General features: G+C 61.9%; 12 protein-coding genes. 9 read left to right on the top strand and 3 right to left on the bottom strand.

Annotated features, from left to right (window positions below):
* Positions 1 to 141: 141 nt before the first annotated feature.
* Positions 142 to 495 carry a hypothetical protein gene (locus tag DBW_RS18995; RefSeq protein ID WP_231875435.1) on the bottom strand — a complete coding sequence of 118 codons (354 nt, stop codon included), beginning with the start codon at positions 493 to 495 and terminating at the stop codon, positions 142 to 144.
* Between DBW_RS18995 and DBW_RS15460 the strand changes: the two genes are divergently transcribed.
* Genes DBW_RS15460 through DBW_RS15430 form a run of 7 tightly spaced genes read left to right on the top strand, consistent with a single transcriptional unit; the run spans position 412 to position 7,481 of the window.
* The gene (locus tag DBW_RS15460; RefSeq protein WP_231875427.1) at positions 412 to 777 is read left to right on the top strand and encodes a hypothetical protein; all 366 of its coding nucleotides are present in this window, start codon (positions 412 to 414) and stop codon (positions 775 to 777) included. The genes DBW_RS18995 and DBW_RS15460 overlap by 84 nt on opposite strands.
* On the top strand, positions 778 to 1,755 hold the full coding sequence (locus tag DBW_RS15455; RefSeq protein WP_066728653.1) for a PilW family protein: 978 nt from the start codon (positions 778 to 780) through the stop codon (positions 1,753 to 1,755).
* Between the two features lie 26 nt (positions 1,756 to 1,781).
* Positions 1,782 to 2,288, top strand: a complete 507-nt coding sequence (locus tag DBW_RS15450) for a pilus assembly PilX family protein (protein ID WP_066728652.1) — start codon at positions 1,782 to 1,784, stop codon at positions 2,286 to 2,288.
* A 3-nt stretch (positions 2,289 to 2,291) separates the two neighbouring features.
* Complete coding sequence (locus DBW_RS15445) at positions 2,292 to 4,886, top strand: pilus assembly protein (protein ID WP_066728651.1); 2,595 nt, start codon at positions 2,292 to 2,294, stop codon at positions 4,884 to 4,886.
* Between the two features lie 11 nt (positions 4,887 to 4,897).
* A complete protein-coding gene (locus DBW_RS15440; protein ID WP_066728650.1) occupies positions 4,898 to 6,076 on the top strand; it encodes a hypothetical protein in 1,179 nt (392 codons plus the stop codon).
* Between the two features lie 7 nt (positions 6,077 to 6,083).
* On the top strand, positions 6,084 to 7,025 hold the full coding sequence (locus tag DBW_RS15435) for an Ig domain-containing protein (RefSeq protein ID WP_066728649.1): 942 nt from the start codon (positions 6,084 to 6,086) through the stop codon (positions 7,023 to 7,025).
* A gap of 3 nt (positions 7,026 to 7,028) precedes the next feature.
* Positions 7,029 to 7,481: a pilus assembly FimT family protein gene (locus DBW_RS15430; protein WP_066728648.1), complete on the top strand. Its 453-nt coding sequence runs from the start codon at positions 7,029 to 7,031 to the stop codon at positions 7,479 to 7,481.
* A gap of 146 nt (positions 7,482 to 7,627) precedes the next feature.
* Here the strand turns inward: DBW_RS15430 and DBW_RS15425 are convergent, their stop codons facing one another.
* Positions 7,628 to 8,758: a DUF362 domain-containing protein gene (locus DBW_RS15425; RefSeq protein WP_066728646.1), complete on the bottom strand. Its 1,131-nt coding sequence runs from the start codon at positions 8,756 to 8,758 to the stop codon at positions 7,628 to 7,630.
* Positions 8,759 to 8,995: 237 nt separating this feature from the next.
* On the opposite strand from DBW_RS15425, the gene DBW_RS15420 reads away from it, so the two are divergent.
* A complete protein-coding gene (locus tag DBW_RS15420) occupies positions 8,996 to 10,006 on the top strand; it encodes an SPFH domain-containing protein (protein ID WP_066728644.1) in 1,011 nt (336 codons plus the stop codon).
* Positions 9,936 to 13,286 (top strand): AAA family ATPase, encoded by a 3,351-nt coding sequence (locus tag DBW_RS15415; protein WP_197463664.1) that lies wholly within the window; start codon positions 9,936 to 9,938, stop codon positions 13,284 to 13,286. The genes DBW_RS15420 and DBW_RS15415 overlap by 71 nt, the downstream gene beginning before the upstream one ends.
* Before the next feature lie 41 nt (positions 13,287 to 13,327).
* Here the strand turns inward: DBW_RS15415 and DBW_RS15410 are convergent, their stop codons facing one another.
* Entirely contained in the window at positions 13,328 to 14,455 is a 1,128-nt protein-coding gene (locus DBW_RS15410) for a diguanylate cyclase domain-containing protein (RefSeq protein WP_066728641.1), read from the bottom strand.
* Positions 14,456 to 14,760: the final 305 nt, after the last annotated feature.

Below are 14,760 nucleotides of genomic sequence, written 5' to 3'. Positions count from 1 at the left end.
AGCGCTGCCGAACCTTGAAAGGCTGGCCGGAGTACCCCCCCCCCCCCCCCCCCCCCAAGGGCAGGAAACAGTAAAAATATTAAAAAAACCCAACATAATTCCGCTAGGCCCGGGTAACAAGATTGAAAAGGCGGCCCGTTGTTATATCCTTGAATCTAGGAGAGTTGTGCCCCGGACGCCGGCGATGGCTCTCCCTTTTTTCGGAAGGGCATCGTGAAATGCCGGTGATTTTTCCAATTGTGCAGGGAAAGAACGGACAGTCGCATTTTTGGAACGACCCTTGCTATAAATTTTAACCACCTGGGAGCCATTCCGGTTTTTGCGTTCCATTATCAGGGCTTTTTCGGCGGGTGATCCATGAAGGTTGTTTTGGACAATTACAGGGGAAACCAAGGCTTTACCCTCGTTGAGTTGCTGGTCGCCCTGACCATTTTTTCCATCGGCCTGCTGGCCCTGGCATCCATGCAGATAACCGCTATTCAGGGCAACGCCCAAGCCAATCGACTGTCCCAGGAGGCCTCCATGGCCCAGGGCGTCATGGAGCAGATCCTCGCCTGGAAATCGGACGACGCGCGCTTGAAGAGCAGTTCCTCCAACCAGACCTGGGTGTTTTCCGACGGCTCGACCACCTACAGCGAAACGGGATCCAGCAACCTCTCCGCCAGCTACACCGTGATTGCCAATTCCCCCCTTGCCAACATGGCCACCATCACCGTCAATGTCCAGGGGCCCGAAGGAGTTGCGACCTTGACCGAATACAAGAAAACTGTCAACTAGATGACCAGTAGAGGCCAAAAGGGATTTTCGCTGATCGAACTCCTCATCGTGGTAGCGATGATGGGACTTGTTGTCATGGCTGTCTACGGCCTGTATGGCAACACTCAGCGTACCGCCTATACTACCGAAGAGGTCGGGGAGGTCCAGCAAAACCTGCGTTACGCCATCAACCGGATGAGCCGGGACATCCGCCTGACCGGGTTTTTGGTGCCGGTCACCACCTCCAAGGTCGTGCTCGCGAGCGCCGACACCTTCAGTTTTCGTACGGCCTCGCTCAGCGGCGCCATCGGCAGTCTCGCTGCGGCGCCGACGGTAGATCCCGGAGACGCCTCCGGCCAGACCTACATATTCACCCTCGCGCAGCCCGGGATGGCCAGTTTCTTCGTCGGTCCGGGCAACGACGTGGCGACCCGTTGGGCACGGATCGTGCGACCCAATACTGCGACCCAACCGGTGGTGGCATTTTTCAAGGTGACCAACGTGGATCCAGACCCCACCAACCCAAGCCTGACCCTCACGGGGATCCCGGCGGGAACGGGGTTTTCAGCGGGGGACATCATTCTCCCTTACACCGACGCCGCCCTCGACGACACCAACGATATCTCCACCGGGGTGGCGGTGGCGCCGGCAAAACCCGGATACGACGCACCCGCTCCGGTACCGAATCTGGTGCAGCAGGTCACTTACACCCTGGTCGATGATACGGACAGCGCCGACCCGGCCATGAAGGTGCTTCTGCGAAGCTCCAGCAATGAAGGGTCGATCGAAATCGCGGCCAATATCACTGCCCTCACCTTCAGCTACCTCCTCGAGGACGGTTCGGAAGTCGCGACGGTCACAGATCCCTCCGCCATCGGCGACATCGTCGGGGTGAGGATCGTCCTGACCGGGAGTACCGACGCTACCAAGACTGGAAAGGACACCTTTTCCGGGGTCAAAATCCGCAGCCTCACGACCCTTGTCAAGTTTCGCAACTGATCATCCTGGGACCCAGGGAGGACAACATGCACCCCTATCCGGCGGAGAATCTCAAGGGCGAACAAGGATTTGCCCTGATCCTGGTTCTGGTGATGCTGGGCATTCTGAGCCTGCTCGGCATCCTGGCGCTCAATACCTCCCACAGTGAATTGACCATCACCAGCAACTTCAAAACCTCCCAGCGCGCTTTTTCGGCGGCTGAACGGGCGGTGGAATACGCTCTCGCCAACCCGGCCATCGTCGGCGCCACGGCCAGCGCGACAAACCTGAACCCCTATGCCGCGAGCATTACTATCGACAATTCCGGGCTGGACACCTCTGCAACCAACGTGCTGCGCAATCTCGGCGTCGGCGAGCTGCCCGACTTTCTGGCGCAGAGCTACAGCCAGGAGAAGTTCGGCGGAAATTTTTACAACATTTCGGTGCAGACCCGGGGACCCGGAGGCCGCTCGAAGGCCCGTGTGGAGACCCAGCAGATCCGGATTTTCCAGAAAGACGACGAAGGTCAGCTGATCACGACCTCGGGAGGCTAATTAATGAAGTTCGGGATGATGTCTCGGGGAATTCTGTTGCTGGCCCTGGTTTGGGCCGGCATCGCCCATGCCGGCCTGCCGGACCGCTATATCGGGGACACTTCGATTTACAGCGGCACCTCGGTCAAGCTCAAGCCCAACGTCATGATTCTGGTCGACACCAGCAAGAACATGAGCCAGGGCGGCGGAACCGATCCCTACGATAAAAACACCGTCTATCCAGGCACCTATGCCACCAATATGATCTACAGCCAACTGAACGCCGGCAACTACCAGGCCTACGTCGCCGACGTCAACGCCGCCGGAGTCTGCGCCGAGGCCAAGACCGCGCTGCTGGAATATGGCTTCTACAACAAGGGCCTGAAAAAGACCTCCGGGGACTGCTCCAGCAAGAGCAGCGATATCGGCAACTACTACCTGGGTAACCTACTCAACAAGACCCAGGCAGTGCCGGCGCCGACGGCCACCTGGCAGCCCAGTACAGCCTATGCGGTCGGCGATGTGGTCCGCCCCACCGATGCCAGCAACACCAACACCTACCGCTGTACCAATACCGGCACGTCAGGCCTGACCGAACCGACCTGGCCGACCGCCGCCGGCGGTACCGTCACCGACAATGGGGTCGGCTGGGAAATCACCGCCACCCTCATGGAGGTGGTCAAGGCGGTCCTCAAGCAGGCGGCGGGCGCCCTCGCCCAGGACATCAAGATCGGTATCGCCACCGTCGGACCGAACAACGCCGGGGGGTACGTGCGGGCCGAGGTCAAGGATGTGTCCCCCGTGATGTTTGATCCCGGCACCGGCACCATGGTCCCCAACCCGACGGGCATCGCCAACTTCGATGCCCTGACCACCGTCATCAACAACCTCGGCTTCATCTCCAGCAATACCTCCATGCCGATGAACGAGGCGTTGTACGACATGCTTCATTACTACCAGGGGAACAACGACAGCACCCAGAAGCTGGCCTCCGGCGCCGCGGTTTTTTCGGCCCCCGCCCCCATCGACTACGCCTGCCAGAAGAACTATGTTCTGGTGCTGACCACCGGCAGCTCCACCGCCAGCCCGCAGGCCGAAGGTGCCGTCGGCGACCAGGACGGCAACGGCCTGGCCGGCCGGGTGGACGATGCCGCCAAGCTCCTCTATGAAACTGACATGCTCCCCGACGTCCACGGAGCCGATAAGACCGAGGGTTACCAGCGGGTCCAGACCAGCGTCATCCAGCTGATGACCTCCTACGTCCAGGAACTCGACCAGACCACCGATGGCAGCCACGGCCGGGGCGACTACTTCCTGGCCAACAACACCGAAGAGCTGACCGACGCCCTGTTGAACCTGATGAACAATATCGTTCGGGAAGCGGAGACCGCCTTTGTCGCGCCGGTCGTTCCGGCCAGCCCGGAAAACCGTACCTACAGCGGCAAAAGAATCTATATCGGCTTTTTCAAGCCCATCTCCCAGAAGCCCTGGTACGGCAACCTGAAAAAATTCGGTATCAACAGCGATCTCGAAATAGTCAGTGCCAACGGCGTGGACCTGGCCACCAACAATGACGGCACCTTCAACGCCGGTGCCACTTCCTTCTGGAGCGATAACAACAATCAATATACGGTCACCGGCGATTCCGGCGACGTTCAGCGGGGCGGGGTTGGCGGACAGCTCATGGCCCGAAACCTGGCCACCGCCCCGCGCAAGATCTGGACCTGGACCGGTAATGCCGCCAAGATGAATATGACCGATACGGAAAACCTTGTCGCGCTGGGCAACGCGAACCTGACCAGCGCCATGCTCGATGTCGCCGACGCCACCGAACGTAGCAAGCTCATCAAGTACCTGCAGGGATACGACGGTTACAACGACGGCGGCAACGGCGACACGGAGAAGCGGGAATGGCTGCTCGGCGACATCCTCCACTCCAAGCCCCTGGTGGTGAATTACAAGCGTTATGTCCTGACTGAGGCCAACGAGAGTGATCCGGCCATCAACAAGACCTTTATCTTCCAGGGGGCCAACGACGGTATGCTCCACTGTTTCCGGGATGCCGACGGGGGTGAGGAATGGGCGTTCATCCCCCCGGACCTCCTGCCACGGCTGAAGAACCTCAGGGATACCGCCCACAGTTACTTCGTCGACGGCACCCCGTCCGTCTACATCCACGATGCCAACAATGACGGTCAGGTCGTCCCCGCGGACGGCGATTTCGCCATCCTGATTTTCGGCCTCCGCCGTGGCGGCGGGCTGCAATCCCTCTCGGAGGCCGGCTTCCGTGGCGGCTTCTACGCCCTCGACGTAAGCAACCCGGCGGCGCCCAAATATATCGGCAAGATCTCCAATCTGAGCGCGAATTTCGGCGAGATGGCCGAAACTTGGGCACAGCCCCGCCTGGCGCGGGTACAAGTCGGCAGTCAGCGCAAAATCGTGGCCTTCGTCGGCGCCGGGTACGACACGGTGGAGGACCTCCGTTTTGGCAACACCCAGACCTATCCCAGCGGTGCCACGGAAGTCCCGCTCCCATCGGGGGCGCCGGACAGTTTCATCTCAGGTGGGTCGAATTCCCCGAAGCTTGCTTCGATGAAAGCGATCAATCTAAACTTTTGATACCCCGTAGCTTGCTGCGGGGAGATTCATTCATCGCCAAAAGCGATGATGGCGCGGCTCCACAGCACCCGCGCGGGCGGGGAATTTATGCCATCCAGGTAGCCGACCTGGTTCCGACGGCAGTGGGCGCAACCACCCTGAAGCCGGACTTCAGCGGCACGGGGAACCTTGTCTGGGGATATGTTTACGGGGCGAGCGACAACTACAGTAACGGGGTTCGTACCTCCCCTGCCATGACCTACTCCATTGCCTCGGATATCGCAGCCATGGATTTCAATGCTGATGGTCTCAACGACCGGCTCTACGTAGGCGATCTCGGCGGCAATCTGTGGCGATTCAACGTCGGTTCTTTCGACGTGGCCAACTGGAGCGCGAAAAAGGTCTTCTCCGCCAATCCCGGCAACGATGTCGATTCAAACGGCACCTCCTTCCAAACGGAGGGTCGAAAGATCTTTTACAAACCTGATATGACCGTACACAACGGCGCAGTCATCCTCTACTTCGGCTCGGGCGACCGTGCCCATCCGATGAATTACCTGAATCCCGGCCCCGACGGCGCGGTGATCGACCGGTTGTACGCCGTCAAGGACATCGACAGCGTATCGGGCACCATCACCGAAGACGACCTGTACGATGCCACGGAAAACAAGCTCCAGCAGGATCTGACTCCCGCGCAGATCCAGGCCGAGCGGGACGCCCTGGCTGCCGCCAAAGGCTGGTATATCCGATTGGATGTCAATGCCGGCGAAAAGGCTTTGGCACCGGTCAGCATCTTCAACAAGGTGGCATTTTATTCCACTTACCAGCCCGACTCCCTGGCCAACATCGATGCGGCAAACAATCCCTGTGATCCGGGCAACCTCGGATTTTCCAGGCTCTATGCTCTCGATGCGGAAACCGGCGAAGCAGTCCTGAACTTCGTCACAGGGACCGGGACCGATGCCTTCGGCGAGGATCAGGCCACCGCAGACAACAAGCGGTCCCAGGGCAAGGACGAGGAGGGGACCCCCTATATCCTCAGGCGGGCCGACCGCGAAGTCAGCCTGGGCGGCGGCATCCCCTCGGGGATGGTGTTCGTGATCGGCGCCGACGGCAGCGTTTCGGCGATCATTGCCGCCAACATCTCCTTCCCGGTGATCTCCCTGCCCGGGGACGGAACCGTCTTTCCGGTTTTCTGGACCCAATGGTAACCGGCTGATGCGAACCCTGCCTCATTCCCTCCTGATCGGGAGCCTGGTCCTTGTCGCCCTCCAGGTTGGCTGTGAGCGCCAGGCGCCACCAGTGCCGCAGGACCGACCGCAAAAAGCCGCCCAGGAGCAGGTGGAACCGGGGGCTCCCCGGGCAGCCCAGGACAAGGCGGAGCTCCAGGTCAGCCTTCTGCCAGCGGAAGCGACCAAAAAAAATGATCTACGCGCAGTTGTCTCCGGCGCCGCCGGGGCACTTTCCTTCCGCTGGGAGATCAATGGCCAGGAGATCGAGGGGAATGCCGGGGCGCTGTTGTCCAATGACCTTTTCCATGCGGGGGATCAGGTTTCAGTTATGGTCCGGGCCAATGGCCAAAAGGCCAGTAGCGAGGTGCTTATCGGAAACTCGCCGCCGGAAATCCTCGAGGTGAATTATGGCCCTTCCCGGGTCTACCGAGGGGTCGCCATCGTTGCCCGGCCGGAAGCGGTGGACCTTGATGGCGATGCCGTCACCTTCGAGTACCGCTGGCTGGTCAACGGCGAAGAAAATTTCTTTCCAGCAGGAGATACTCTTCCCGGCGACCAGTTTCATAAGGGGGACCGAATAGCCGTCGAGGTCCTCCCCGTGGATAGCGAGGGGGAGGGGCAACCCTACCTGACTGGTGAGATCGTCGTGGGAAACGCCCCACCCGTCTTCACCAGCACGCCCCCGGAGTCGTTTCGGGCAGCGCTCTACTCCTACCCGGCCCGGGCAGAGGATGGTGACGGGGACCCCCTGAACTATTTCCTGGTAACCGGTCCGGCTGGAATGACCATCGATCAGAAGAGCGGCCTGGTTCAATGGCCCATCGCTCGAGATCAGGGCGGAGAAAATCTGGTCAAAATCGGTGTACGCGATGGGGATGGGCTGGAGGCGATTCAGGAGTTCCGCCTTGACATTGCCCTCCAGGAATAATTCATGATGGATCTCAACGACACAAATGGGTTTTCCTTTCTGGAACTGACGGTCGCCATATTGATCATGGCGGTCCTGGCTGGCTTATCCTACCCGTCAGTCAAGACCTGGCTCGACAACGCTGCCTACCGTGAGGCGAGCAACGACGTGGTCACCCAGCTACGCATTGCCAGGGACAGAGCCATAGGGAACAGCAGTACCACTACCGAATCCCTGGCCATGGGAGCATTGAGCAACGGCGTGGTTCTCAAAACTGGAGCCAACTGTGACGTGACTTCAACCCTGGCGGTGACCTTCTCCCCCGACGGTTCCGTCACCTGGAGCCCGAATGGAAATGACGCCGACGCGGGCAAGGTCTGCATCATCGACCGGTCGGGAACCACCAGGTACAAGGTAAAACTGGTGTCGAAAACGACCGGCAGAATCGTGGTTTATCCTGGAAATTCGCCCGAGTAAAAGAGTGGCCGGAAGTTTTTGCGTTCCGGGATGACCCGGGAAGCTCCGGTTTTTTTCCATGAAAAAACGAAACACCCACCCGGGACTTGCTTTTCCCAGGTGGGTGTTTCGTTTTCAATGAGTCAGACCAGCGAAGGAAGTTCGCTCTACCACCCCTTCGGACTTTTCGGTTCCAGCCGATGCAGCTGGTAACTGCGGCTGCCAAGACCGAGCTTCTCGGCATGGGCCAGCTGGATCTCCCAGTCGATCGCCGGGTGGACGCCGCGGAATTTGTCGCCGCCCGGCTCGCTGCCGCTGGCCAGCGCGGTGCCGGGGAGCCCCGGGGCGGCGTTGACGAGATCGGCACAGGCCTGGTCGAGGGCGACCGGGTCGGTGCTGACCAGGATCCCCTGGTCGGCGACGATCGGCGCATCCGAGTGGCCATAGCAGTCGCAGGCCGGCGAGACCTGGGTGACGAAGTTGACAAAGAGGGTCTTGCCGGCCTTGCCGTGGAGTGCGCCGGTGGCGTATTCCGCCATCTTTTTCATCACCAGCGCCGCCTCCTCGTTCCACTGGATCTGGATCGCCTTCTCGGCGCAGACGGTGATGCAGCGCCCGCAGCCGACGCAGCGCTCGGGGTCGATCTGCGCTTTCCCCTCGATCATGGCAATCGCCTCGTGGACGCAGGCCTTGAAGCAGGCGGCGCAGGCGGTGCAGAATTTTTCGGCGACCCGGGGGGCGACGTTGGAGTGCTGTTCGAGTTTCCCTTCCCGGCTCGAGCAGCCCATGCCGAGGTTCTTGAGAGCGCCGCCGAAGCCGGTCAGCTCATGGCACTTGAAGTGAGAGACGGCGATCAGGGCGTCGGCCTCAAGGATGCCGGTGGCGATGTCGACCGTCTGCAGGATCTCGCCGGGAACCGGAACGCGGCGCGCGTCGTGACCGCGCAGGCCGTCGCACATCACCAGCGGCGCGCCGACCACCGCATAGGCAAAGCCGTTCTCGATGCCGCAACCGAGGGCCGAGACCGCCTCCTTGCGTTCCCCGGGGTAGAGGGTGCAGGAATCGGTGAGGAAGGGTTTGCCCCCAAGCTGTTTGACCCGATCGGCGATGCGGCGCAGGAAGGTCGGCCGGATATAGGCATGACCTCCCTTCTCGCCGAAATGGACCTTGAGGGCGACGAGGTCACCGCGCCTGATCACACCATAGAGGCCAGCGTCATCGAGCAGACGGGAGAGCTTGGCAAAGAGATTTTCGCGATTGCCGGCGCGGATGTCGGCGAAGTAGACAGGAATCGGCATCGGGAACTCCGGGGCGGGATTTAATGGCTGGGCAGGATTCGTTGGGAAGATAACACAGGGGCAGGAACAGGGCAATGGCCGGATGATGGCCGGATGAAGGCCGGGAGGGAGAAAACAATTTTGTAAAACACAGTTTCTTTGCTAGTCTTTTCAGGAGAAGAGATTCTTCCGAAGAAGTTTTCGGAGTCGTTAAAAAAACGTTATGAAGTGCCGGGGTGTGCCCCGGGGAGGATTGCCATGGAGCCTGAAGTGCGGTTTGCCCTGCTCCAACGGGCGCGGTTGAAGCGGCTGGTCAAGCGGGGGCTCCTCCTGCTGCTGGTGCTGACCGGCCTCTACTACCTCACGGCCCTGGTCTATGCCACCAAGACGATCTACAAGGTTCGTTACAATTACGCCGTGATCCTCGAAGATCTCGGTGGCCAACGGCGGGTGGTCTCAACGGTCGGCTGGCATGCGCGGCTCCCCTTCTTTACCCGCCTCGAGCTCGAGGTGCCGTTGATGAACCAGGAACTCTACCTCGGCAGTTCACCGGAACCGCAGCGCATCATGTCGCAGCAGAACGTGGCCCTCTGGACCAGTGCCATGCTCACCTTCCGCATCCTCGACCTGGAGCGCTGGGGGATCGAGAACAAGGCGCCGCAATCGTTGCTGCAGAACGATTTCGATGGTCTGGTCAAGGATGTCATGCAGGCCAGCAGTGTCGATGAACTGGTCTCCGAGCGCGAGCGCATCAAGGAGCAGATCTTTGCCGACCTCAAGAACCGGCCGATCAACCTTGGCGGCCCGACCCTGGAAGCGAAGTACGGGATCGAGGTCGTCTCCTTCGTGCTGCGCGATACCCGCTTTTCCGACAAGCTCGCCGAGGCGAGTGAGGAGAAGAAACGCCGGGAATTGATCGCCGAGGCGGAGAATTACGCTGCTGACCAGGAGGCGAGCCGAACCCGCAAGCTCTATGCCGCCTACAGCGATGCTATCCGCGATTTCCGTAGCACCGTAGGCCTGGGCCCCGGGAGCGAACGGGCGCTCTTCGAATTTCTTAACCAGCAGAAGTGGGCAGCAGCCTACGAGAAGAACCAGCAGGGGCAGAACACCTTCGTCCTCAACAACGCCGGCGGCAGCCTTCCCGTGGTGCTGCCGGCCCCCGCAGGCAGCGACCGAAAGGATGAGGCGGCCACCCATGGCTCCAATGCGCAAAACCCGCAGTCCGGTTTACGTCCGCCTCTCCGAGGGGCGAATCCGGCAAATTGACAGCCTGGTCGCCGGCTGGAGCTTTGAAACCCGGCTCTTCGTGCTGCGGCGCCTGCACCAGTACCAGCCGAGCCGCACCCCGGTCGATTTTCTGCGCGCCTGGTGGCGGCGCTTGCGCCGTCCGGGCGAGCGCAGCTTTCAGATCCTGCGCGATCCGGAGCAGCTCTCCGACTGGCGGCGCCGCTTCGAGGTCTCCGGTTCCCAGTCGGCCGGCGCGGCCTGGAACAAAATCCTCGAAAAAGAGCTCGACTGGCACGATTACCAGTACCTGATTTTCCTGCTCGAGCGCAAGACGGCCGACTCCTTCGTTCCCCCCACTTTTCACGATATTTTTCGCAAGCTTTACCATGCCCACGTCCTCAAGGAATATACCGAGGATCCGACCGTGCCCCGGGCGCCCCTGGTACTGGTGATCGGCCACAGCGGCAGCGGCAAGAGCGCCACCGTCAAGCAGGCGATCGAGGAGGCGATCTTCGCCCGCGAGGTGCGTCCGCGCATCGACCTGGAGGCGAAGAAGGATGAGGTAATGGCCGAACAGCCCTTCTGGCGCAGCCTCGAAGATGTTGACCCGGAACTGGCGGTGCGCCTCGAACGGCGGCGCAAGGCGGAGCGGTTGCGCTTCTGGTCGCGGTTACCGGTGATCCGCTATCTCTTTCGCGAACGGCTCGGCCGGGCCCTCTCCTCCCTTGAGGAAGAGGGGGTATGGGTCGATTATGCCATGGTCACTCCCAACGACTACCAGACCGCCTGGGCCGGCGAGCCCGGCAATTACCTGCGCAAGGCGATGGGGGACCCGCGCCAGACCAGCATTCGCCATCTGGAGGAGGCGCACTCGGCCTGCGGCCGCCCGGACCAGCTGAGCAGCGTCAAGGGACAGCAGGCCTCCCTGGTCGACGCCATGAACATCATCCTTGACGAGATCGCCCTCGGGCGCCGTGACTGCCTGCTGATCGCCACCACCGACCAGCCCGAACAGTTCGACCCGGCGATCTATCGCCGCTTTGTCGAGCGTGGCCTGGTGATCGATATCGGCGAACTCTGGGCCAAGCCGGAGAACCTGCGCGAGGTGGTGCGCATGGAGTTGCGGCGCAAGAACTTCACCTTCAACCCCACTGCCGCCAACCACGCCCAGCTTCTGGCCGAAGCGGTCCTTGACGAGACGGTGCGCCGGCTCTACCCGATCTTCCGTGAGCGCAGCCTGCGTTTTACCCCCGCCTATACCCGGCGCCTGATCGATTCGCTGATCGCGTTGCGCGGCCGCTTCGATCCCCTCGACCTCGACGACCAGTTTTTGGTGCGCGACGCCCTCAAGGCGGTTGCCCGCAACGTCCACGGCTCCCTCTACAATAAGGTCGTCGGCCACATGGACCGCGGCGTGCGCTGGGAGGAGTACATCGGGGTGATCAAGAACGAGTTCTCGGAGATGGCCAACAACGCCCTTTACTACAATGTCAGCGAGGAGAAGGGGGTGGTCCTGACCGGGCCGCCAGGCTCGGGGAAGACCTACATGGTGCGCGCCTGGCTTGGCGACAACCACGAGGTGCAGGATCTCGGCGTCAACCTCGGCGACCTCGCCGACCCAGTCCATCCTCTTGAGGGGATGGTGGAGAACCTTGAGCGGGTCTATGACATCGCCAAGATGATTTCACCGTCGATGGTCTTTTTCGACGAGGGGGACGCCGTCGCACCGCGGCGCAGTCCCCAGGGGGGAAGCCCCTACGACAAGGTGACCAACAAGTTCCTCTCCATCATCGACGGCGAGTCTCCCCTCTCCCGGGTCTTCACGGTCCTGACCACCAATCGCCTCGACATCCTCGACCCGGCGCTGATTCGTTCCAAGCGCCTCAAGGTCCTCACCGTGACCGGTCATATGCGCGACGAGGATGCGCTGCGGATCATTCGCAAGGAGCTTGGCCAGCTCCCCCTGGCCGAGGGGCTCGGTCACGAAGAGATTGTTCGCGCCGCCCGCGGCCTGTGTGAGACGCCGGCCGATTTCACCGCCTTTGCCGAAAAAGTCCGGGCGCTGCGCTCGACGGAGGTCGAGGTGCTCGGCAAACTGATGGAGGCGGTCGCCGGCAGCATTGAAGAACGGGCGCGTTTTGTGCGCTTCAACTACAAGACCCTGGTCGGCCTTCTTGAAGGGGCCGGCGGCGATCCGGAGCTCGCCTTTCAGGCCCGCCATGGGGAAGATCACCTCCTCGACTGTCTCGACGCGGTCGCCGCTCGCCTGCGCCTGATTCATGATGCGGGGATCTATCCGGTCAGCCACTGGCATCTTTCCAGCGCGCGTCAGCAGCTGGCGGCCAGCCCGATCCGCAAGGGGAAGCAGCAGCTCGACGAATTTCTCGAGACCGAACTTTCCCGCGAGCCGCAGGTCGGCTTCGTGGTCGGAGTCGGCGCCAACGACACCAGCGGGGTGTTGCTGCCGATCGCCTCGTCGCTGGTCTACCGCATCTTCCAGGACAAGATCGTCGTCACCGGGGCGGTCTCCTCGGCAGCTCCGGGCACGGCCGAACTCGACCTGGCGGTGCAGATGACCCGGCAGAGCGCCCAGGAGGCGATGACTCTGGTGGAGAATTATCTGCAGTCCCTCTGCCCTGGCTTCAATGCCTCCCGTCTGCTCGGGGACTATCTCGAAGGCTACTCCCTGCACCACCAGCTCCTCTCCGCCTCCTACAGCGTCGGTGGTCCCTCGGCCGGTTTCGCTCTGGCGATCAACACCCTCTCGGTCCTTCTCCACCTGCCGGTCCTCAACGATTTCGGGATCACCGGCGCGCCCTGGATCAAGGGGGCCCAGGCCGGCGAGGTCGGCGCCTCGGTGATTATCGGCGGCCATCGCAAGAAGACCGAGAAGGTCCTCCAGTATCTCCCCCGCATGTTCATGCCGCTGCAGAACTACCATGACCTGGAGCCGGAGGTTCTCGAGGCTTACCGCCTCGAAGGGAGGGATATCCGCGGGGTGCGCAGCTTCTCGGCGCTGGTCGCCGAGGTCTTTTTTTTCGGCGCCGAATATAATCAGCAGTTGCAGGTCTATCTGCAGCGACGGCGGGAAGCCGACCTTGGCCTGGCACCCGAAGATGGGGGATCCCGGCAGCGCGAAGCGTTGGCGGCGATGGAGCTAGAGCTGCGGCGCCGGGCCGAGGGGGTGATCCGGGAACGGCTGGCGGCATTACGTCGCCATGTCGAAGCGGGTGCGGGACCCTACCGCAGCCACGCAGAGATCTTCGGCCCGGCAGCGGTTGTGGGGGGGGCTGAAATGGTCGAGGGTGCGGGGCGCTAGTTCGAACCGCCGCGGCTGACCCGTGTCTGGAAGGAGTCGAGCTAGCTCGGGAGGAGGGCGCTCCAGGAATCGCCATCCGGGCTGGCTAGGGGGTGCAAAAATTCGAGCCCGATCCGCACCATGCCGTTGTCGTTCTCTTCCCGGACATGGCGCACGGTTGCTTCGACCTGGCGTTCATCGGGCCAGAACGGGCGGCGGAAACGGAGCTGGACGGTGGCCCCGGGGCGGAGCGGGCGGTCACAGCCGAGGGCCAGCCCGGAAGTGCTGATGTCGTAGGAAATGGCCGGCTGATAGTCGTCCGCTCCCGGGCCGGCGAATTCGATCACCGACTGCAGCGAACGCCGGGAGGCCCGGCGGTTGCTGGTGTGGTCGGGGCAGACCGCGTTGCGGGTCTTTTTGGCGCGGTAGAGTTCCTGATCGGCGCGTTCGACCAGGGTGGTGACACTGTCGGTTTCGCGGGAGAGGGCAAAACCGCAGCTGATGGTGAGGTTGCCGGTACTGAGGCGATCCTGGTGGGCAAAATCGAGAGCGGCAATGGCGCGGCGGATGCGGTCGGCGACAATCCAGGTCTGGATCGCGTCGATGCGGTGCAGCACCAGGGCAAATTCTTCCCCACCGTAGCGGGCGGCGAGGTCGCCCTGGCGGATGTTGAAGCGGATGGTTTCGGCGACCAGGGCAAGGGCGCGGTCGCCGGCGAGGTGACCGCAACAGTCGTTGTATTCCTTGAAGCGGTCAAGGTCGAGCAACACCACGGCGAAACGGGAGCCGCGACCGCCCCCCTGCGCCTCGGTGAGGAGGCGCTCGAGGCAGAGCTTGAAGTGGGTCTGGTTGAAAAGGCCGGTGAGGCCGTCGCTGACCGAGGCCTGACGTAAATCCTGCAGCAGGCTTCCTTCGAGGACTCGGGGATCGCGGATGGCGCCGGTTTCGTAGTGCAGGTAGTGGAGCAGGGCGGGGCGCAGGCCGAGGTCGGGGCTGAGCTGGCGGCGCCGGTTGATAGCCGCGTCCCAGGTGTGACGGGCGGTTTTGATATCGAAGGTTTTGCCCATCAGCTGCCAGAGGGCTTCGCGGTAGACTTCATCGCCATAGCGGCTGGCCAGATCGGTGAGCCCGGCGAGGAATTTTTCATCGCTCTCGCCGGCGGCAAAGAGTTCGAGAATCTCCTGAGTCATGACATCTCCAGAGGAACAGGGTGGCGCGGGGCAATTTCCGCATGCCAAGGCGGCAATAGCCGCATCGGGAGAGCCAAATGCATACAGCCTGCCAAGGGCGAGGGGCTTATTCCCTGGCGCCGCACGGGGTTTTGTCGCGCAAAAAATGCATGGTCGGTGATATGGCGCGATGGTTGACGGTTTTTAACCTTGCCAGGGCACAACCGGCATCCCCGGGGTTGAAAAGAGAGTCCGTCAGTGCCAGAATTGGACGCTAACTGCAGGATAGTTGGAATCGGTTGAAGCAGGTGCGCCGTCGCGGGCGG

Source organism: Desulfuromonas sp. DDH964 (genome assembly GCF_001611275.1).
Classification (GTDB): domain Bacteria; phylum Desulfobacterota; class Desulfuromonadia; order Desulfuromonadales; family DDH964; genus DDH964.
The sequence above is the reverse complement of the archived record's forward strand: the minus strand, read 5'-3'. Positions and strand labels throughout refer to the sequence as shown.

What these genes read in the sequence shown, in the direction of transcription:
- DBW_RS15455 (WP_066728653.1), top strand. Translation starts at nt 778, where the DNA reads ATGACCAGTAGAGGCCAAAAGGGATTTTCGCTGATCGAACTCCTCATC.
- DBW_RS15450 (WP_066728652.1), top strand. Translation starts at nt 1,782, where the DNA reads ATGCACCCCTATCCGGCGGAGAATCTCAAGGGCGAACAAGGATTTGCC.
- DBW_RS15445 (WP_066728651.1), top strand. Translation starts at nt 2,292, where the DNA reads ATGAAGTTCGGGATGATGTCTCGGGGAATTCTGTTGCTGGCCCTGGTT.
- DBW_RS15435 (WP_066728649.1), top strand. Translation starts at nt 6,084, where the DNA reads ATGCGAACCCTGCCTCATTCCCTCCTGATCGGGAGCCTGGTCCTTGTC.
- DBW_RS15430 (WP_066728648.1), top strand. Translation starts at nt 7,029, where the DNA reads ATGATGGATCTCAACGACACAAATGGGTTTTCCTTTCTGGAACTGACG.
- DBW_RS15425 (WP_066728646.1), bottom strand. Translation starts at nt 8,758, where the DNA reads ATGCCGATTCCTGTCTACTTCGCCGACATCCGCGCCGGCAATCGCGAA.
- DBW_RS15420 (WP_066728644.1), top strand. Translation starts at nt 8,996, where the DNA reads ATGGAGCCTGAAGTGCGGTTTGCCCTGCTCCAACGGGCGCGGTTGAAG.
- DBW_RS15415 (WP_197463664.1), top strand. Translation starts at nt 9,936, where the DNA reads ATGGCTCCAATGCGCAAAACCCGCAGTCCGGTTTACGTCCGCCTCTCC.
- DBW_RS15410 (WP_066728641.1), bottom strand. Translation starts at nt 14,455, where the DNA reads ATGACTCAGGAGATTCTCGAACTCTTTGCCGCCGGCGAGAGCGATGAA.